Annotated in this window: 15 protein-coding genes and 1 pseudogene; 8 read left to right on the forward strand and 8 right to left on the reverse strand. The window is 70.5% G+C overall.

The window, feature by feature from the left end; all coding sequences use genetic code 11:
- Together A5712_RS23180 and A5712_RS23185 are read right to left on the reverse strand one after the other, a co-directional pair.
- Positions 1 to 1,089 (reverse strand): annotated as a pseudogene (locus A5712_RS23180) (hypothetical protein); the annotation flags it as partial.
- Positions 1,090 to 1,100: 11 nt separating this feature from the next.
- The gene (locus tag A5712_RS23185; RefSeq protein ID WP_068110374.1) at positions 1,101 to 2,966 is read right to left on the reverse strand and encodes a bifunctional diguanylate cyclase/phosphodiesterase; all 1,866 of its coding nucleotides are present in this window, start codon (positions 2,964 to 2,966) and stop codon (positions 1,101 to 1,103) included.
- Positions 2,967 to 3,217: 251 nt separating this feature from the next.
- On the opposite strand from A5712_RS23185, the gene A5712_RS23190 reads away from it, so the two are divergent.
- From A5712_RS23190 to A5712_RS23210, 5 genes are all read left to right on the forward strand, one after another.
- Positions 3,218 to 4,012, forward strand: a complete 795-nt coding sequence (locus tag A5712_RS23190; RefSeq protein WP_068110378.1) for an FkbM family methyltransferase — start codon at positions 3,218 to 3,220, stop codon at positions 4,010 to 4,012.
- 87 nt (positions 4,013 to 4,099) lie between these two features.
- Positions 4,100 to 5,287 carry an NAD(P)/FAD-dependent oxidoreductase gene (locus A5712_RS23195; protein ID WP_068110381.1) on the forward strand — a complete coding sequence of 396 codons (1,188 nt, stop codon included), beginning with the start codon at positions 4,100 to 4,102 and terminating at the stop codon, positions 5,285 to 5,287.
- Positions 5,284 to 6,195, forward strand: a complete 912-nt coding sequence (locus A5712_RS23200) for an RNA polymerase sigma-70 factor (RefSeq protein WP_068110384.1) — start codon at positions 5,284 to 5,286, stop codon at positions 6,193 to 6,195. The genes A5712_RS23195 and A5712_RS23200 overlap by 4 nt, the downstream gene beginning before the upstream one ends.
- A gap of 16 nt (positions 6,196 to 6,211) precedes the next feature.
- Positions 6,212 to 7,465: an aminodeoxychorismate synthase component I gene (locus tag A5712_RS23205; RefSeq protein WP_068110387.1), complete on the forward strand. Its 1,254-nt coding sequence runs from the start codon at positions 6,212 to 6,214 to the stop codon at positions 7,463 to 7,465.
- A 131-nt stretch (positions 7,466 to 7,596) separates the two neighbouring features.
- A complete protein-coding gene (locus tag A5712_RS23210; RefSeq protein ID WP_068110390.1) occupies positions 7,597 to 8,580 on the forward strand; it encodes a hypothetical protein in 984 nt (327 codons plus the stop codon).
- 5 nt (positions 8,581 to 8,585) lie between these two features.
- Here A5712_RS23210 and rsmI read toward each other — a convergent pair whose 3' ends face one another.
- Positions 8,586 to 9,422, reverse strand: a complete 837-nt coding sequence (gene rsmI / locus A5712_RS23215; RefSeq protein WP_068110393.1) for a 16S rRNA (cytidine(1402)-2'-O)-methyltransferase — start codon at positions 9,420 to 9,422, stop codon at positions 8,586 to 8,588.
- Between the two features lie 24 nt (positions 9,423 to 9,446).
- Between rsmI and A5712_RS23220 the strand changes: the two genes are divergently transcribed.
- Positions 9,447 to 11,003 carry a dolichyl-phosphate-mannose--protein mannosyltransferase gene (locus A5712_RS23220; RefSeq protein WP_068110397.1) on the forward strand — a complete coding sequence of 519 codons (1,557 nt, stop codon included), beginning with the start codon at positions 9,447 to 9,449 and terminating at the stop codon, positions 11,001 to 11,003.
- Between the two features lie 77 nt (positions 11,004 to 11,080).
- Here the strand turns inward: A5712_RS23220 and arcA are convergent, their stop codons facing one another.
- Positions 11,081 to 12,292, reverse strand: coding sequence for an arginine deiminase (gene arcA / locus A5712_RS23225; protein WP_068110400.1), 1,212 nt, complete (start codon positions 12,290 to 12,292; stop codon positions 11,081 to 11,083).
- A gap of 70 nt (positions 12,293 to 12,362) precedes the next feature.
- Here arcA and A5712_RS23230 point away from each other — a divergent pair, with 70 nt between their 5' ends.
- On the forward strand, positions 12,363 to 12,959 hold the full coding sequence (locus A5712_RS23230; protein WP_197519478.1) for an alpha-ketoglutarate-dependent dioxygenase AlkB: 597 nt from the start codon (positions 12,363 to 12,365) through the stop codon (positions 12,957 to 12,959).
- Positions 12,960 to 13,017: 58 nt separating this feature from the next.
- Here A5712_RS23230 and A5712_RS23235 read toward each other — a convergent pair whose 3' ends face one another.
- The 4 genes from A5712_RS23235 to A5712_RS23250 all read right to left on the reverse strand — a co-directional run bounded on the left by A5712_RS23235 (position 13,018) and on the right by A5712_RS23250 (position 16,068).
- Positions 13,018 to 13,674, reverse strand: a complete 657-nt coding sequence (locus A5712_RS23235; protein ID WP_068110405.1) for a DUF5642 family protein — start codon at positions 13,672 to 13,674, stop codon at positions 13,018 to 13,020.
- Positions 13,675 to 13,701: 27 nt separating this feature from the next.
- Positions 13,702 to 14,376 carry a DUF5642 family protein gene (locus tag A5712_RS23240; protein ID WP_068110407.1) on the reverse strand — a complete coding sequence of 225 codons (675 nt, stop codon included), beginning with the start codon at positions 14,374 to 14,376 and terminating at the stop codon, positions 13,702 to 13,704.
- Positions 14,377 to 14,382: 6 nt separating this feature from the next.
- The gene (locus A5712_RS23245; RefSeq protein ID WP_369830426.1) at positions 14,383 to 15,333 is read right to left on the reverse strand and encodes a GNAT family N-acetyltransferase; all 951 of its coding nucleotides are present in this window, start codon (positions 15,331 to 15,333) and stop codon (positions 14,383 to 14,385) included.
- A gap of 111 nt (positions 15,334 to 15,444) precedes the next feature.
- Positions 15,445 to 16,068 (reverse strand): hypothetical protein, encoded by a 624-nt coding sequence (locus A5712_RS23250; RefSeq protein ID WP_156766730.1) that lies wholly within the window; start codon positions 16,066 to 16,068, stop codon positions 15,445 to 15,447.
- Positions 16,069 to 16,205: 137 nt separating this feature from the next.
- Between A5712_RS23250 and eccE the strand changes: the two genes are divergently transcribed.
- The gene (gene eccE / locus A5712_RS23255) at positions 16,206 to 17,411 is read left to right on the forward strand and encodes a type VII secretion protein EccE (protein ID WP_068110412.1); all 1,206 of its coding nucleotides are present in this window, start codon (positions 16,206 to 16,208) and stop codon (positions 17,409 to 17,411) included.
- The last annotated feature ends 5 nt before the right edge of the window (positions 17,412 to 17,416 follow it).

A 17,416-nucleotide genomic window follows, 5' to 3' on the forward strand; every position in this document is an offset into this window, starting at 1 on the left:
CTCGTAGTAGGACCGCGGATCGGTCCCGTTGGGCAACTGGCACCACTCGGTGATCACCGGCGCCGAGGCCAGCCGCTGCTTGATCGCGTTGACGGCGGCGTCGTTCGACCGCACGTATTGCGAGTCGTTGGATTCGGCCCAGGCCGGCAACGGCGCCTGGACGCCGAGGCAGTCCGAGCGGATGCCGACCGGCGCCGACAGCTTTTTGGTGACGTCGTCGGCCAGCAGCTCGCGCACGATCTCGGGATTCTGCGGGGTGACCACCAATTGCGTGTGGGGGAAGGCGTTGACGTTCGCCGCCACCAGCTGCTGGATAGATGCCTTGGTGATGCTTTGATCCCGAAACTGGCTGTAATAGCCCAGCATTCCGACGCTTTCGTCGGGCCCGGGGCCGGGGGCGCCCAACACGTCGCGCAGGTACGCGATGTGGTTCTCGCTGAAATCCCCGTAGCCGGAGAACTCGAAAACGCTGAGCCGCTCGTCGCCGTCGTAGCGGCGGCCCAGCGCGGCCAGCAGCTGCCCGAACGCGCCCAGGTAGGCCGGGTCGTTCCAGCTCGGCACCACCTGCGTCACCCCGGGCGTGGGGCTGTTCGGCGGGGCCGGATAGCTGGTGGACGACGAACGCATCCAGTCGGGAATCGCGAGGTTGGTGTTGTCGGGATACGAGTCGTTGCAACAGGAGTTGTAGGCGTACACGCGAAGCGTCATCCGCATGTTGCGGTTGGCCAGCTTCGTCAGCGCGTCGTCGATGACGCTGAAGTCGAACCGGCGATCGTCGGGGGCGTCGGGCGGCAGGGTGTGCGGGTCGACGGGCTGCAGCTGCCGCCACGAGACGCGCAGGCTGGCATCGTAGGACGCGGGCCACGCCGGGTATCGCTGCTGGGCCGGATTGCCTTGCGGGAACAGCGGAACCAGCAAATCCTCGTACTGGCCGCGCAGCGGGTTGGCGATCTCCTGAACCGTCGGCGGGATGGCCGGGAAGACCATCGCCGACAGCGGTCCCGGGTTGGGGTGACCGCCGCAGCCGTTCAGCAGCAGCGCCGTGCACGCCACAACGGCGGCCGCGCTCTTTTTGATTGAACGGAGCATCGTCACCGGGGTTAGATCGCGCCTAACGACAACGCCTCGCGGTCGGCGAGGAACGGCATCGGCATCCAGCGCGCGGACAGCAACGCTTCCATCGCGTTGCCCGGCACCGGCCGGGACAGCAGGAAGCCCTGCGCCCGGTGGCACCCGTGTTGCATCAAAGTCAGTGCGGCAGCGGGGGTTTCGACTCCCTCGGCGACAAGTTGCAGGCCGAACGCCTCGGCCAGGCCGATGATCGCCCGGACGATGGCCAGATCGCCGGCGTTGGTGCCCAGGTCGCGGACGAACCCGGTGTCGATCTTGAGCATGTCGACGGGGAGGGACTTCAGGTGCGACAGGACCGCATAGCCGGTGCCGAAGTCGTCGATGGCGATCTGGACCCCGACCTCCTTGAGCTCGTGCAGGGTCTTGCGGGTGGTCTCGATGTCGTGCACGACGGCCCGCTCGGTGATCTCCAGGCAGACCGATCCGCCGTCGATGCCGAACTCGTCGATGGTGTCGGCGACGCTGCGCACGAAGCCGCGGGTGATCAGTTGGACGGGCGACACGTTGATGCGCAGGCTCGCGCTCTGCCCGACGCCGTTGGCGCGCCACCGGCTGAATTCGGCGCAGGCGCTTCGCATCACCCACCGGCCGAGTTCACCGGCCAGGTTGGTCGATTCGGCCACCCCGATGAACGAGTCCGGCAGCAGCAGGCCCCAGATCGGGTGCCGCCACCGGACCAGTGCCTCCGCCGCCACGATGGCGCCGGTCCACAGATCGACCTCGGGCAGGTAGTGCAGCAGCAGCGCCTCGCTGTCGATGTCGCCCTGCAGGTGCAGCTCGATGTCGTTGCGGAAGGCGCTCTTCAGCGACATGTCGTCGGTGGACAGCGCCACCTGGTTGCCGCCCGCGCGCTTGGCGGTCAGCACCGCCTCGTCGGCCCGGCGCAGCAGGTCGGTGCTGTTGTCGCGCCCCGGCATGCCCACCGCAAGCCCGATGCTGACGGTGCGGGTGATCATGTGTCCGCCGATAGCCAGCCGCTCGCGCAGCATCGCCCCCAGCCGGCGGGCGAACGACTCCGCCGTCCCCGTCGACATCGGCTGGTCCGGGATCACGACGAACTCGTCGCCGCCGAGCCGGGCGATCATGCTCTGGTTGCCCGCGCACACCCGGATCCGTTGCGCGAACACCCGGATGAACCAGTCGCCCGCGGTGTGCCCGAGGTAGTCGTTGATCGGCTTGAGCCGGTCCAGGTCGAGGTACAAGACGGCGACGGGTCCGGGGCTTCCCGGCGTGAGCCGTTCGGACAGGTGCGCGACCAGCGCCCGCCGGTTGTACAGGCCGGTCAGGTCGTCGTGCTCGGCCAGGTAGCGAAGCTTCTCTTCGGCGGCGATCCGCGCCTGCAGCTGCGCGAACAGCGCGGCGATGGCCTCGAGCGTGTTGATCTCTTCTTGCTTCCACTTGCGGGAGCCGTTCTTGACGAAGCCGAGCACGCCCGTGGTGGCCTCGCCCGAGACCAGGGGCGCGGCGGCCACCGAGGGCGACGTGGGCTGCTTGGACCCGCCCAGCCGCCGGGGAAACCCGCGGTTGTTCTGCTCCGGCCGGATCACGACCGGCTTGCGCCCGTGCTCGCACTGGGCCAGCACCGGGTCGGCGCTGGTGAAGTGAACGACGGCCAGCGGATCCGGGTCCGGAACGTCGGTGCGCGGCGGCCACTCCGCCACCAGCACCGAGGCGCGGATGTCGTGGTCGTGGTGGCGCAGGAAGCAGGCGTCGAGATCGAACTGCTCGACGAGCTGCGCGAGCACCTTCTCGCTGACCTGGGTCGCGGTGGAGCCCGTCGCCTCCATCAGCTGGGTGGCCACGGAGGTGACGACGAGATCCAGGCTTCGCGGCAAGGACTCCTCCGATGGGCGTGTCCCAGCTGGGCCTGGCCCGTTCGGGGGGCCCAATCAGGGGTGTTCGTCTTCCAGTTTGCACTCACCCGATGCACGCCGATGCGCATTGGGGAGCCCCATACTTCCGCGGTGGCTGCATTCGGCCCGGGGCAGGTCACGAATAGATGCGAAGCGTATCATGTGCGACCCGGCGCGGGGCCCGTTCGAGCCCGGCCCCCCAAGCCCCCAAAAAGGATGGGAGACCACCGCAGATGCCCGTCGCAAGCACGGCGAAACGTTGGCTCGCGCCGGCGGCAAAGACGTTGGCGCCGCGGCTGTTCTGGCGCCGCAAGTACGGCATCCTGCAACGCCTCGGCGAGGCGCGCCCGGACGTGCGGCTGGTCGCGTCGCTGTGCGATCCCAACCGCGTCTCGCTGGACATCGGGGCCGATGTCGGCGAGTTCACGATCGCGATGCTCGCGTCGTCGCGCTCGGTGATCGCGTTCGAACCCCGGCCGGCCCAGGCGCGCGAGTTGGCGTCGATGTTCGACGCGGTCGGCGCGCCGGTCCGGGTGGAAGCCGTCGCGCTGTCCGACACGCCCGGCGTCACCACGATGCGGGTGGTGGAATCCGACCCGGGCCGCAGCACGATCGATGCCGACAACGCCCTGGGCGACGCCGGCGGCGACGCGGTGCAGAGCATCGAGGTGCCGGTCAAGCGGCTCGACGACCTGCGCCTCGGCGACGTCGGCCTGGTCAAGATCGACGTCGAGGGCCACGAACTGGCCGTGCTGCGGGGCGCGACGGAGACGCTCGCGCGCAACCGGCCCGCCGTCCTGGTGGAGGCCGAGGAACGCCATCACCGCGGCGCCGTTGCCGCGATCACGGAGCTGCTGACGGGACTCGGGTACGAGGGCTACTTCGACACCGGTGACGGCCGGCGGCCGATTGAGGAGTTCGACGCGGCCCGGCACCAGAACCCGGCCAACATCGGCGGCCGGGAGGACGGCTGGGCGGCCCACGGCGTCTACGTCAACAACTTCGTCTTCGTCCCCAAGGGCGTGTGAAACGGCTCACAGCTCCGCCCGGACTGTCACGGTCGGCCGGCCCGCGGTGTCTCAAGGGCACGAGTTCCGTGAGAGTAGGAGACAGAAATGACCCAGCCGACCGCCCCAAGAACCCACGTCGTCGTCGTCGGCGGCGGATACGCCGGAACCCTGGCCGCCAACCACCTGCGCCAGCGCCCCGACGTCGACATCACCCTGGTGAACCCGCGTCCCGTGTTCGTGGAGCGGATCCGCCTGCACCAGCTGGTCGCCGACACCGGCGCGGCGATCGCCGACTACGACACGCTGCTGGGCGAGGGCATCGGGCTGGTGATCGACGCCGTCGAGCGCATCGAGGCCGCCGACCGCCGCCTGGTGCTGGCCTCCGGCGCCGAGCTGGACTACGACTACCTGATCTACGCCGTCGGCAGCACCGGCGCGATGCCGCTGACCGTGCCGGGCGCCGCCGAGTTCGCGCACTCGGTCGCCGACCTGGAAAGCGCGCAACGGCTGCGCTACGCGCTCGCCGACCTGCCGCTGGGTTCGCCCGTCACTGTCGTCGGCGGCGGGCTGACCGGCATCGAAACCGCGTCCGAGCTGGCCGAGCTGGGGCGCCCCGTGACCCTGGTGTGCGGCGGCATCCTCGGCCCCTCGCTGAGCGAGAAGGGCCGGCGGTCGGCGGCCAAGCAGCTGCGCCACCTCGGCGTCAACGTGCTCGAAGCCGCGGCCGCGAGCGAGGTGCGCTGGGACGCGGTGGTGCTCACCGACGGCGCCGTGCTGCCCAGCGCGGCGACGGTGTGGACGGCGGGCTTCGCCGTGCCGGACCTGGCCGCGCGCAGCGGGCTGAGCACCGACCCGCTGGGCCGGCTGCTCACCGACGAGACGCTGACCAGCATCGACGACCAGCACATCGTCGCCGCGGGTGACGCGGCCGCGCCGTCCGGGCAGCCACTGAGGATGAGCTGCCAAGCCGCCGGCCCGCTCGGGGTCCAGGCCGCCAACACGGTGCTCAGCCGCATCGCGGGAGAAGCACCGGCGCTGCTGAACCAGGCGTTCACCGGTCAGTGCATCAGCCTCGGCCGCTCGCACGGCACCATCCAGCTCGCCCGCAAGGACGACACCCCGGTTGAGTGGTACGTCGGGGGTCGGTTCGCGGCGTCGGTGAAGGAGACCGTCTGCAAGGGCACGCTGTGGTTCATTCGCCGCGAGGCCGCCAAGCCCGGCTCCTACTTCTGGCTCAAGGGCGGCCGGCGGGTCGCGCAGTTCCCGGCGGACGAACAGGTCGCGCTGCCGTGACCCGTTCGACCGAGCACGCCGAACGATTCACGGTGCTGCGGCCTTTGCTGTTCACGATCGCCTACGAGATCCTCGGCTCGGCGACCGAGGCCGACGACGTGCTGCAGGACAGCTACCTGCGGTGGGCCGACGTCGACCTGTCGGCCGTGCGCGACACCAAGTCGTATCTGGCCCAGCTGGTCACCCGGCAGGCGCTCAACGCGCTGCGGGCCGACGCGCGCCGCCGCGAGGAGTACGTGGGGCCGTGGCTGCCCGAGCCGCTGCTCCTCGACGACCAGGATCCCTCGGCCGATGTCGTTCTGGCGGAATCGGTTTCGATGGCGATGCTGGTCTTGCTGGAGACGCTGAGCCCCGACGAACGCGCGGTGTTCGTGCTGCGCGAGGTGTTCGGCTTCGACTACGGCGAGATCGCCGAGGCGGTCGGCAAGCCGGCGCCGACCGTGCGTCAGGTCGCGCACCGCGCGCGCGAACACGTGCGGGCGCGGCGGAAGCAGCGCGGCGCTTCAACAAAAATTGATGCCGAGCGCAACTCGGAAATCACCGCCCAGTTCCTGGCCACGGCGGCCAGCGGCGACGTGGCGGCGCTGATGGGGATGCTCGCCCCGGACGCCACCTGGACGGCCGACAGCGGCGGCATCGTCAGCGCCGCCCGCAGGCCCGTGGTCGGCGCCGAGCGGGTGGCCCGGGCGATCGTGGGGCTGATGCGCAAGGCCGCCGGCTTTGCCGGGGCGCGCGTGGACATGGTGACGTGCAACAGCGCCCCGGCGGTGCTGCTCTACCTCGGCGAACAGCTCGAAGGGGTGATCACGCTGGAGATCGCCGGCGACAAGATCACCAACTTCTACGTGATGCGCAACCCGGAGAAGCTGGCCGCCCTCGCCACCGCTCGCGACATCAGCCGCGGCTAGGCGGCAGACTAGGGCGGTGCGAACCGACCGGCTTGGCGACCTCGGCGCCGCGCCCGGGGTGCTGCGCGCCGTCGGTGACGCCGCCGGCCGCCTGGGTTTGGCGCCGCCCGCCGCGCTGACCGGCGAGTGGTTCGGTTCGCTGGCGGTGATCGCGCCGAGCCTCGCGGCGCGGCCGGTCGCCGTCGACGACGCCTTCGCGGTCCGCCTGGGCACGCCCGCGCCCGGCTCGGCGGCGGTCGGCGGCGGCTGGGTCGGCTACCTGTCCTATCCCGATCCCGCCGCCGACGGCCGGGCCAACCGGATCCCCGAGGCCGCCGGCGGCTGGACCGACTGCGTCCTGCGCCGCGACCGCGACGGGGCCTGGTGGTACGAAAGTCTGTCCGGCGCACCGATGCCGGGCTGGCTGGGCGCCGCATTGGCGGCCAGGCCGTCGCCGCCGCGCGATTGCCGCATCGACTGGGGCGGCCCCGACCGGGCGGCGCACCGCGGCGGGGTACTGGCCTGCCTGGAGTCGATCCGCGCCGGCGAGGTCTATCAGGCCTGCGTATGCACGCAATTCACCGGGTCGGTCAGCGGCGCTCCGCTGGATTTCTTCGTCGACGGCGTGGCGCGCACCTCCCCGGCCCGGGCGGCCTACGTCGCGGGGCCGTGGGGCGCGGTGGCGTCGCTGTCCCCGGAGCTTTTCCTGCGACGACACGGTGCGACCGTGACGTCCAGTCCCATCAAGGGCACGCTGCCGCTCGATGCCTGGCCGTCGGCGCTGCGGGCGTCGGCCAAGGATGTCGCGGAAAACATCATGATCGTGGACCTGGTCCGCAACGACCTGGGCCGGGTGGCGACCGTCGGCACGGTCACCGTGCCCGAGCTGTTGGTGGTGCGGCGCGCGCCGGGCGTGTGGCACCTGGTGTCCACGGTGTCGGCGCGCGTCCCCCTCGAGCTGCCGACGTCGGCCCTGCTGGACGCCGCCTTCCCGCCGGCGTCGGTGACGGGTACCCCCAAACACCGTGCGCGGCAACTGATTTCGCAATGGGAACACAGCCGCCGCGGCATCTACTGCGGAACAATCGGCCTGGCCTCCCCGATCGCCGGATGCGAGCTGAATGTCGCGATTCGCACCGTCGAGTTCGACGCTGGCGGCGGCGCGGTGCTGGGCGTCGGCGGCGGGATCACCGCCGACTCCGATCCCGACGCCGAATGGGAGGAATGCCTGCACAAGGCGGCCCCGATCGTCGGGCTGCCGTTGGTCGCGACACCGGCTCAAGCCGGCTAGGAGGCCGGCCGGTGAAGCATCGGAGCCTCGGCCGTGAATTTCGGCTAACACCCCACGCCACGTGCCGCTTTTGCTTAAGCTTCATGGATTGACCCGCGCCGATCGCGAGTCGACTGCCGGAGGGGGCCGTCATGAGAATCGCTGTCCTGGGCGCCGTCGCGTCCGCCCTGATGGGCGGGATGCTGGCGGTCACGCCCCTGACCTCGGTCAGCACGCCGCTGCCGGCCGCGGGACCCTGCGGCAATGGCGGGGCCCCCTGCCAGAAGGTGGCGTCGGTCCTGATGCCCGAGACGCCGCCGTCGGCGCCCGGCACGCAGGCCGCTCCCGCAGCGAACACCGGGGACGCGCCGAAGCCGGTCGCGGAGGCCACCAACCCGACAATGCCCGGCGGACCGGGGAGCGCCGGAGCGGTGTCCGGGGCACCGCGAATCGGCGGGGGCGGCGGCGCGCCGGCCTCGGGGGCCTCGTTTCCCGGCGGATTCGACACGGGCTTGCCTGACGCCGCGGCCGCGGTCCTGCCGCAGCTGCCGGGCGCCATAGACAACGCGGCCGCGATCTCCGCCGCACCCGCCGGGGCGCAAACCGCCTGGTCGATCGTCCAGGGCGTGGTGGGCGTGGGAACCACCGTGGTCGGCGTGGGCACCAGCGTTGTGGCCACCGCTTCCACCGCCGCGATCGCGCTCGCCTACCTCAAGAGCACCGGCCTGCTGCCGGCCGGCTTCACCCTGGGCGTGCCGGCCATCCCGGGCCTTGCCGCCGCGGCTGCGGCCGTCCCGAATGCGGCGGCCGCCGTTCCGGGCGCTGCCGCCGCGATTCCGGCGGTGCTGGCGGCCGCGCCGGGGGCCCTCCCGGCGCTGCCCGCCTTGCCCGCGGTTCCCGCGGGATTGCCCGCGCTTCCCGCGGCCCCGCCGCTGCCGGCCCTGCCCGCCGCCCCGCCGCTGCCGGCCCTGCCACCGCTGCCGGCCGGTCCGCCTGCCCTGCCGCCGCTGCCGGCGTTACCCCCGCTGCCCGCGGGCCCGCCGCCGCTGCCGCCGCTGCCCGGCCCGCCGCCGCTGCCGCCGCACCCCCAGCTGTGCACGCCGGGGATCGGTCCCCTCAAGGCCTGCACGCCTTAGGAGAGCTACTCGGCGCGTGACTGCAGCACGGCGTCGTAGAGCTGACGTGTCCGCACGTCCGGATGCGCCGCGGCCACCTCGCTGCACGCGTCCTTGACGCGCACGCCGCCGGCCACCATCGCCTCCACCTCGGCCACCAGCGACGGCAGGTCGGCGCGCGGCGTCGCGCCGGCGAGCACCACGGTGATCTCGCCCAGCACCCCGTCGTTCGCCCACGTGGCCAGCTCCTCCAGCGAACCGCGCACCACTTCCTCGTGCACCTTCGTCAGCTCCCGGCAGACCACCGCGCGGCGGGCGCCGCCGAGTTCGTCCACGGCGTCGCGCAGGCAGGCCGCCAGCCGCCGCGGCGATTCGAAGAACACGCAGGTGCGGCGCTCGTCGGACAGCGAGGCCAGCCAGGTCCGGCGCGCCGACTTCTTGCGCGGGGCGAACCCCTCGAAGCAGAACCGCTCCGACGGCAGCCCGGACACGGCCAGCGCGGTGGTCACCGCGGACGGCCCGGGCAGACAGGTCAGCGGAATTCCGGCCTCGACGCACGCCGCGACGAGCCGGTAGCCGGGGTCGCTGATCAACGGCATGCCGGCGTCGCTGACAATCAGCACCGTCGCCCCGGCCTTCATCGCGTCGACGAGGGCGGGCACCCGAACGGCCTCCACCCGGTCGTACAGGCTTACGACCCGACCCTTGATCTCGGCTTGCAGCGCCTTGGCCAGGATTCGCACCCGCCGGGTGTCCTCGGCGGCCACCACGTCGGCGTGGGCCAGCGCGTCGACCAGGCGCGGCGAGGCATCCGACGGCTGGCCCAGGGGCGTCGCGCCCAGCAATAGGCGACCGGAGGTCATGACGGACAGCCTACGATCGACGTGATGACCGCCCCGCCCCGCGAAAGCGCCGTCGCCGAGCGCGAGCGTGTCGTACCCGTCGACAGCCCGGGCCCGCTGGTTCCGGTGGCGGACTTCGGGCCGACGGACACCATTCGCGGCTGGGTCGCGACCGGGGTGATCACGGTCCTGGCGACGGTGACCCGGTTCCTCAACCTGGGCTCGCCGACCGATGCCGGCACGCCCGTCTTCGACGAGAAGCATTATGCGCCGCAGGCCTGGCAGGTGCTGCACAACCACGGGGTGGAGGACAACCCCGGGTTCGGCCTGGTCGTGCACCCGCCGGTCGGCAAGCAGTTGATCGCCCTCGGCGAGGCGGTCTTCGGCTACAACGGGGTGGGCTGGCGGTTCACCGGCGCCCTGCTCGGCGTCGTGATGGCGGTGCTGGTGATGCGGACCGTCCGGCGGATCAGCCGCTCGACGCTGGTCGGCGCGATCGCCGGGGTGCTGGTGATCTGCGACGGCGTCAGCTTCGTCACCGCGCGGACCGCCCTGCTCGACGGCCTGTTGACCTTCTTCGTGGTCGCCGCGTTCGGCGCGCTCATCGTGGACCGCGATCAGGTGCGCTGGCGGCTGCACGTCGCGCTCGTGGAGGGCCGCAGCGCCCAAACCCTATGGGGCCCAAGGCTTGGCGTGCGTTGGTGGCGCTTCCTTGCCGGGGTGATGCTCGGGTTGGCTTGCGGCACAAAGTGGTCCGGTCTCTACTTCGTGCTGTTCTTCGGCGTGCTGTCATTGGCGTTCGACGTCGCCGCGCGGCGCCAGTACCAGGTGACCCGGCCGTGGCTCGGGGTCTTGCGGCGCGACCTGATTCCCACCGGGTACGCGTTGGCGCTCATCCCGTTCGCGGTCTACCTCGCCAGCTACGCGCCCTGGTTCGCCTCGGAGACCGCGATCGACCGCCACGAGGTCGGCCAGTCGATCGGCCCGCACTCCGTCGTCCCCCTGCCCGACGCCATTCGCTCGCTGTGGCACTACACCGCCAAGGCGTTTCAGTTTCACGCGGGCCTGACGAACTCCGCCGGCAACTACCACCCGTGGGAATCGAAACCGTGGAGCTGGCCGATGTCGTTGCGGCCGGTCCTCTACGCCATCGACCAGCAGAACGTCCCCGGCTGCGGCGCGCAGTCGTGCGTCAAGGCGGAGATGTTGGTGGGCACCCCGGCGATGTGGTGGCTGGCGGTGCCGGTGTTGCTCTACGCCTGTTGGCGAATGCTGGTCCGCCGGGACTGGCGCTATGCGGCTGTTTTGACCGGCTACTGCGCGGGATGGCTGCCGTGGTTCGCCGACATCGACCGGCAGATGTACTTCTTCTACGCCGCGACGATGGCGCCGTTCCTGGCCATGGGCATCGCGCTGATCTGCGGCGACATCCTCTACGCCCGCAACCAGAACTCCGAACGGCGCACGCTCGGACTGATCGCGGTCAGCTGTTATGTCGCATTAGTGGTGACCAACTTCGCGTGGCTTTTCCCCGTACTCACCGGCCTGCCGATTTCCCAGCAGACCTGGAACATGGAGATCTGGCTGCCCAGCTGGCGCTAGTTCTCGCATCGAGACTGCGTCCAGCGCGCGCAAATGGCCCGATCCGACGCGCTGAGCGCAGACTCGGCGCGAAAGACCTACACCGGATCGCGCGCGGCGGGGCAGGACATGCACCGGGGACCGCCGCGGCCGGTGCTCAATTCGGACCCGGCGATGGTGAGCACCTCGATGCCCGCGTCCTGCAGGCGGGCGTTGGTCTGCGCGTTGCGCTCGTAGGCGACGACGACGCCGGGTGCCAGCGCCAAGGTGTTGTTGCCGTCGTCCCACTGCTCGCGCTCGGCGACGAGGGGGTCCAGCCCGGTGTCGATCACCCGCAGCTTGTCGATCCCCATCGCCTTGGCGGATGCCTCGAGAAAAGGGGTCTCGTCGCCGATAGTGACGCCGTCGGGGGTGCGCTGGATCGTGTACGCCGACAGCGTGTCGACGATGTTCGCGTACATCACCACGGTGTCGGTGTCGACCATCGTGCACACCGTGTCCAGGTGCATCTGCGCGCGCCGCTGGGCGATCGGCACCGCGAGCACGGTGTCGGCGAGATCGTCGTCAAAAAGGCTGCGCGCCAACGCTTCCGCACCGGCGGGGGTGGTCCGTTCGCCAACCCCGACCGCGATCACGCCGGGGGCGAGCAGCAGCACGTCGCCGCCCTCGACGGGAGCGGTGCGCGACTCGTAGGCGCGCCGCACCCCGGTGAACCGCGGGTGATGGGCATAGATCAGGTCGGTCAACGACGCCTCGCGAACGCGCGCCCGCAGCGCCAGGGTCGGGATCACCACCCGCGGCCCGATCCAGATGGACGAGTCACGGGTGAACACCAGGTTCGGCAGTGGATCGATGACGAAATCCGCCCCGTGGTGCATGCGAAGCACCAGGGAGACCTCGGTGAGGGTGTCCGGCGGCAGCTCGTTGAACGTCATGCCACCCATCAGCACGTTGGCCAGCGCCACCGGGTCCAGCCCCCGCAGATGGGCCGAAAGCTCTTGCGCCAGTGGGGTTCCGAGCCGACGAGCGTCGACCGCGGCGGCGACGCCCTGCATCCGGGCGGCCCCGCTGTGGTTGAGCGCCTCGGTCAGCAGGTCCGACAGCAGCAGCACCTCGACGCCGCGGGACCGCAGCAGCTCGGCGAACTCGTCGTGTTCCTCCTGCGCCCGCGCGACCCAGGGCAGGCCGTCGAAGAGCAGCTGATCGTTGTTGCGCGGATTGAGCCGGCGCAGCTCCGCGCCGGGGCGGTGCAGGATGGCGACCCGAAGCGCGCCCACCTCGGAATTGGTGCCCAGCTCAACATCACCCACCCTGGAAACGGTAGCCGGTCGCAAGGCCGGTCCCCGCCTCATCGAACGGGTGTGCGATAAAATGGGCGCCGTGAGCATCGCGGTACAGGGCTCGCTGTTCGAGCACACCGAGCGCAGACAGCTCGGTGACGGCGCCTTCATTGAGATCCGCGCCGCCTGGCTGGCCGAGGCCGACGACCTGTTCGCCGACCTCCTATCGACCGTTCCATGGCGGGCCGAGCGCCGCCACATGTACGACCGGGTGGTCGACGTGCCGCGGCTGGTCAGCTTCCACGACCTGACCGTCGAGGATCCCCCACACCCGCTGCTGGGCAAGCTGCGCCGGCGGCTCAACGACATCTACGCGGGCGAACTCGGCGAGCCCTTCACCACCGTCGGATTGTGCTGTTACCGCGACGGCTCGGACAGCGTGGCCTGGCACGGCGACACCATCGGGCGCAGCAGCTCGCAGGACACCATGGTGGCGATCGTCAGCCTGGGCGCGACGCGCACCTTCGCGATGCGGCGGCGCGGCGGCGGCCCGTCGCTGCGACTGCCGCAGGCCCACGGCGATCTGCTGGTGATGGGCGGATCCTGCCAGCGCACCTGGGAGCACTCGGTGCCCAAGACCTCGGCGCCGACCGGCCCGCGCGTCAGCATCCAGTTCCGTCCCCGCGACGTGCGCTAGCGGCGATCACAAGCACGGCTAGCCGGGCGCGGTGGGTCGCCGCCATCGGCCTAGCGGCCTACGAACGGACCGCGGCGACCGCCTTGACGAGGAGGTCACGCGCGCGTTGGGTGTCGATCTTGGCCACCGGCTGGTCCGGAATGACCAGCGGGTTGGCGATGACGATCACCTGGTAATCACCGAATTGGGCCGAGTAGTCGTACAGTTCGCCGGTGCGCGCTCCCCCACCGACCACGGCCTGCAGGACGCGGTGCACGCCCGCGGTGCGGGCCCCGTCGATGTGCGGCGCGTCGATCGCCTCGATGCCGCCCCGTACCCCGGTCCCGGCGAATGCGACCTTGGCGCAGTCCTTCCCGGGGTCGTTGAACGGCAGGGCTTTTGACGTCTCCAAGGCGATGACGACGAACCGGTTGCCGTTGCCCTCGGCCGAGACGGCGGCCATGTTGCCCTGCAAGTCGGGTGGCATGTCCGGGCCGACGGCCACTTTCGCGCAGTTCGCCGGGTCGAAAGTCAGGCCGTCGGGCAGTTTCCGGGCCGAGAGCAGCTTGGGGTCGACGCCCCGGACGGGGATGTCGGTGACCTTGTAGTCCGGCCCGAAGCTCGACTTGACGTCGACGACCTTGCCGATGTCGGCCTTGACGGGGGTGGGATCGTTGCCCGACGAGCATCCGGCGAGCACGCACACGGAGGCGGTCGCGAGCAACACCTTCAACATCGTGGCCAATCTACCCAACGGGGACGCTCAGCCGCGCAATGTGGACACCGTTTTGACGAGCAGATCGGCGGCGAACTGCGGCGGCAGCGCGGGCAGCGTCGAACCGGGGTCCGTGGTCAGCGTGGTGAACGCGTAGTACTGGCCGAGGTAGGCCGTGAAAGTGTATGCGCGCGAATCGATTTCGGTGCCCGATTCGACGGACGACTTGGTGTCGGCCACCATGCCGAGCGTCGCGGCGCCGTCGATGTGGGGGGCGTCGATGAGGCGAACGCTGGCGGTGGTGTGGCCGTCGCTCATGGTCCACCGCCCGCACGCCGCGACGACGCCCTGGTCGAGGTCCACCGGCCCTGGCAAAGCCACCACCACCGCGTCGACGATGCCGCCGGTCCCCGACCCGGAGAAGCCCTGCGCGGACTGGTCACGTCCGTTGCCCGGGTCGGCGAGCGTCGCGCACGGTGGCGGCTTGGCGCTCGCGGCGGCCCCGAGGCTCCAGATCACCCTCGGCGACGCCCCGCTCGGGACGTTGGTGGTCACCTCGTAGTGGGGAGGCAGCTCGCCGACCACCCGCTTGATGTTGGCGGGGTTGACGGCCGCGTTGGGGGCGCTGGCCGATTTGGTGGGCGCGGCCGACGGCGCGGGCGCGTGGGTGTGCGCACACGCCGTCATCAGGACAACCGGAATCCCAATCCACAACGGCCGCATGCCCGTTCAGCCGACCGCTTCGATCACCTGACGGGCGACGCGCTTGATCTGTTCGGCCATGTGACGGCCGAAGACCAGCCGGTGGGGCACGTCGATGACGGTGGTGATGACGCCGACGTCCTCGCGCTCCCAGACCGCGCCGTAGTGGTCCATGATCGCTCGCATCGGCCCGTTGTCGGAAAGCATTCGCGCGGAGAATCTTTCGACACCGTCGACCCTGGCGGCGATGGACAGCGCGCTGATCAGAAAGCTCCCGATCCCCCGGCCCTGGTAGGCGTCGGCCACGGTGAAGGCGATCTCGGCGGTTTTCGGATCGCTCTCGTCGCGGACGAAGCGGGCGTCGGCCACCGGATTCTCCCCGTCGATCACCACCCACACGAAGTGGTCGACGTAGTCGACCTCGGACAGGTAGTGCAGCAGCGCCGGGGTCGGCATGCGGGCCGTCATGAACCGCCGATAAAGGGTCTCGCTGGAGAACTGGATGTGGCCGTGGACGGTGCGCTCGTCGTCGCCGGGCAGGACCGGGCGCAGCATCAGGCGGGTGCCGTCGCGGACCTCTATGGGGATCGGGGTGATGAATGCGGCCAGGCGCTGGCGCACCGTGCGCAGCAACCGCGGCATGACCCCCGGCAGGTGCACCATCCGGGTGAAGGCGTCGTTGTCCCCGATCCAGCCGGTCAGCGGTTCGGCCGTGGTGACCGTCGCGATGCGCGGGATATTCCGCAACAGGGCGATCTCCCCCACGATGGTGCCGGGCGTCACGTGTCCGGCGTTGACCGTGCCGTCGCCGTCGCTGTCGACACGCTTGATTTCGGCGGTGCCCGACGAGATGAGCAGGAACGAAACGGCCTGCTCGCCCTGCTGCATCAGCACCTGGCCGGCTGCCGCGCGCAGCGGCTGGAGGCGGGCCGCCAGCGGCACTAGGTCCTCGGTAGTGCAGCCCTCGAAGATGTCCATTGTTGCGAGCTCTTCGGCTCGCGCGCCGGTCAGTTCGGCCACCACGACAATCCTACGGGTTGCCGGGACACGCACCGGGTCGGCGCGCTCCCGCGCCGGGACGGTCACGCCTTACTTGCCGCAGCCTTCCGCACCGTCGGCTGGGGAACCGGCACGGTCAAGCCGGAACACCGCTTGGTTGAAGCGGTCCGAACTCGTCGCCTTCTTCCCGTCGGCCTGAATGTACTGAAGCTGAACCGTTGCCATGAAATCTCCGACGGCCCGCAGGGTCGGGCTGTTGAACGCCACTCGATAACAATGGTCGCGCATCAGATCCCAGGCGACCGTCGCGTCGGAAGGCAACTCCTGCCACACCCGCCGTAACACCTCGAACCGGTCGACCGTATGCATATTCAAGGAGTAGCCGTGGATTCTGTCGGTGCCCTGGTCGGATACGTCGCTGTAGACGGCGCCGCCATGCGCGAGGTACTCCGGCAGGCTGGGATCTCGACCGTAGGCGTTGGCGGCCGCGGCGTTTGGCGGGTGCGAGTCGTCCCAAGCGGCCCGGGTGGCTCCGATACCGGGAATCGACTCGCCTTGGACGGCTGACGCTGCCGGCACCAACGCGACGGCGGGCAGGCTTGCCGGTGCGGCCGGTGTGCTCGCCGGCGAGCGCGAACAACCCGCCGTGGCACCGACCAGGACGCAGCCCGCCGCGATCGCGACTCGCACCGAGCGTGTTGATGAGAACGACATACGCCGCTCCTCAGCTAGGGAGGCCAGCTACAAACGGACTATTTGGTAATAGACCACATTACAATACTTTCTGTATCATCAGATAGGTGAAAACAGACCTTAAGTCTTTCGGCGATGCGGCAGCCTCCGCGGCGCCGATGAAGGCCCAGCCCCGCCTCGGGCTGGCGCTCTCGTGGCCGAAGACCACGTCGGCGTTCCTGATCGACGTCGCGGTGCTCGTCGTGGTCAGAAAGCTCGCCGGCGGACCGCAAACCGCGATGTGGTGGGGCGGCGTCGCGGTCGCCGTAATCGCGACGGCGGCCCTGCTGCTCACCTACCGCGGGATCACGGTCATCTCGGCCCTGGCCAGGTGGCTGTGGGACTGGTCGGCCCCCGACATCTGGGACTCGTCCCCCGAGCCGGCGGCGGCACTGAGCACGACGGAGTCCTCCCCGGCCCGGGGCGAGACACTGAATCCCGGCTGCACCGCGGCTATCGATCATCGGCGCCGCTTCGGCCGCCGCGTGGTCGGAGTGCGCGGATACCGGGGCCAGCTGGTCGCCGTGGTGGCCCTCGACGGGCCGGCGGACGCACCGCACCATCACCAGACCGCCTCGTCGGCTACCTTGCCGGTGCCGGCGGTGGCAACGGGACTGCACCACTTCGATGTGCGCCTGGACGCCATCGACATCGTCTCGGTACGACGGCGGCACGCCGCCGACGGTCGCCCAGCGGGTTTCGAGCACCGGACGTGGCTGGTGTTGCGGATGGATCCCCAGCGCAACGTCGGCGCGGTCGCGGCCCGCGATTCGCTGGCCTCGACTTTGGCGGCGGTCGTCGAGCGGCTGGTCGACGATCTGAACGGTCGGCGCTGCGCGGCCCGGCCGTTGACTGCCGACGAGTTCGCCGAGGTGGACGCCGCCGTGGCGGCGGGACTGCAACCGGCTTCGACCCGGTCGGGATTGCGCCACCTCAAGTGTTTCGACGGGTACGCGACCAGCTTCTGGGTGTCACCACAGGACATCACGTCGGAGACGCTGGACCGGTTGTGGCTGGACGACACCGATGTCACCGTGCTGACGATTCGGCTGAGCGCCGCGGCCGGCCGGGTCCACGCAGCGGCTTGGGTCCGCTACCACAGCGCGGAACCCCTGGGCAACGATGTATGCGTCGGGTTGAATCGGCTCGTCGCCCGCCAGCTGGCCGCGGTGCATGCGAGCCTGCCGGCCCCGGCGAAGCGCCCGCCGCTGGTGGTGCCGGGACGCCCGCTGCGCGACGACGAACGACTCGAAATAGGTTTGGGCCAAACAGAACTGGACGCTGCATCGGAGGAACACCCGATGACCGAGGCCGCAGCGGTCTGAGTATC

Origin of the sequence: Mycobacterium sp. E2327, assembly GCF_001672675.1 — a bacterium.
Lineage (GTDB): Bacteria > Actinomycetota > Actinomycetes > Mycobacteriales > Mycobacteriaceae > Mycobacterium.

What these genes read in the sequence shown, in the direction of transcription:
- A5712_RS23250 (WP_156766730.1), bottom strand. Translation starts at nt 16,068, where the DNA reads ATGTCGTTCTCATCAACACGCTCGGTGCGAGTCGCGATCGCGGCGGGC.
- A5712_RS23245 (WP_369830426.1), bottom strand. Translation starts at nt 15,333, where the DNA reads ATGGACATCTTCGAGGGCTGCACTACCGAGGACCTAGTGCCGCTGGCG.
- A5712_RS23190 (WP_068110378.1), top strand. Translation starts at nt 3,218, where the DNA reads ATGCCCGTCGCAAGCACGGCGAAACGTTGGCTCGCGCCGGCGGCAAAG.
- A5712_RS23195 (WP_068110381.1), top strand. Translation starts at nt 4,100, where the DNA reads ATGACCCAGCCGACCGCCCCAAGAACCCACGTCGTCGTCGTCGGCGGC.
- A5712_RS23220 (WP_068110397.1), top strand. Translation starts at nt 9,447, where the DNA reads ATGACCGCCCCGCCCCGCGAAAGCGCCGTCGCCGAGCGCGAGCGTGTC.
- A5712_RS23210 (WP_068110390.1), top strand. Translation starts at nt 7,597, where the DNA reads ATGAGAATCGCTGTCCTGGGCGCCGTCGCGTCCGCCCTGATGGGCGGG.
- rsmI (WP_068110393.1), bottom strand. Translation starts at nt 9,422, where the DNA reads ATGACCTCCGGTCGCCTATTGCTGGGCGCGACGCCCCTGGGCCAGCCG.
- A5712_RS23235 (WP_068110405.1), bottom strand. Translation starts at nt 13,674, where the DNA reads ATGTTGAAGGTGTTGCTCGCGACCGCCTCCGTGTGCGTGCTCGCCGGA.
- eccE (WP_068110412.1), top strand. Translation starts at nt 16,206, where the DNA reads ATGAAGGCCCAGCCCCGCCTCGGGCTGGCGCTCTCGTGGCCGAAGACC.
- A5712_RS23240 (WP_068110407.1), bottom strand. Translation starts at nt 14,376, where the DNA reads ATGCGGCCGTTGTGGATTGGGATTCCGGTTGTCCTGATGACGGCGTGT.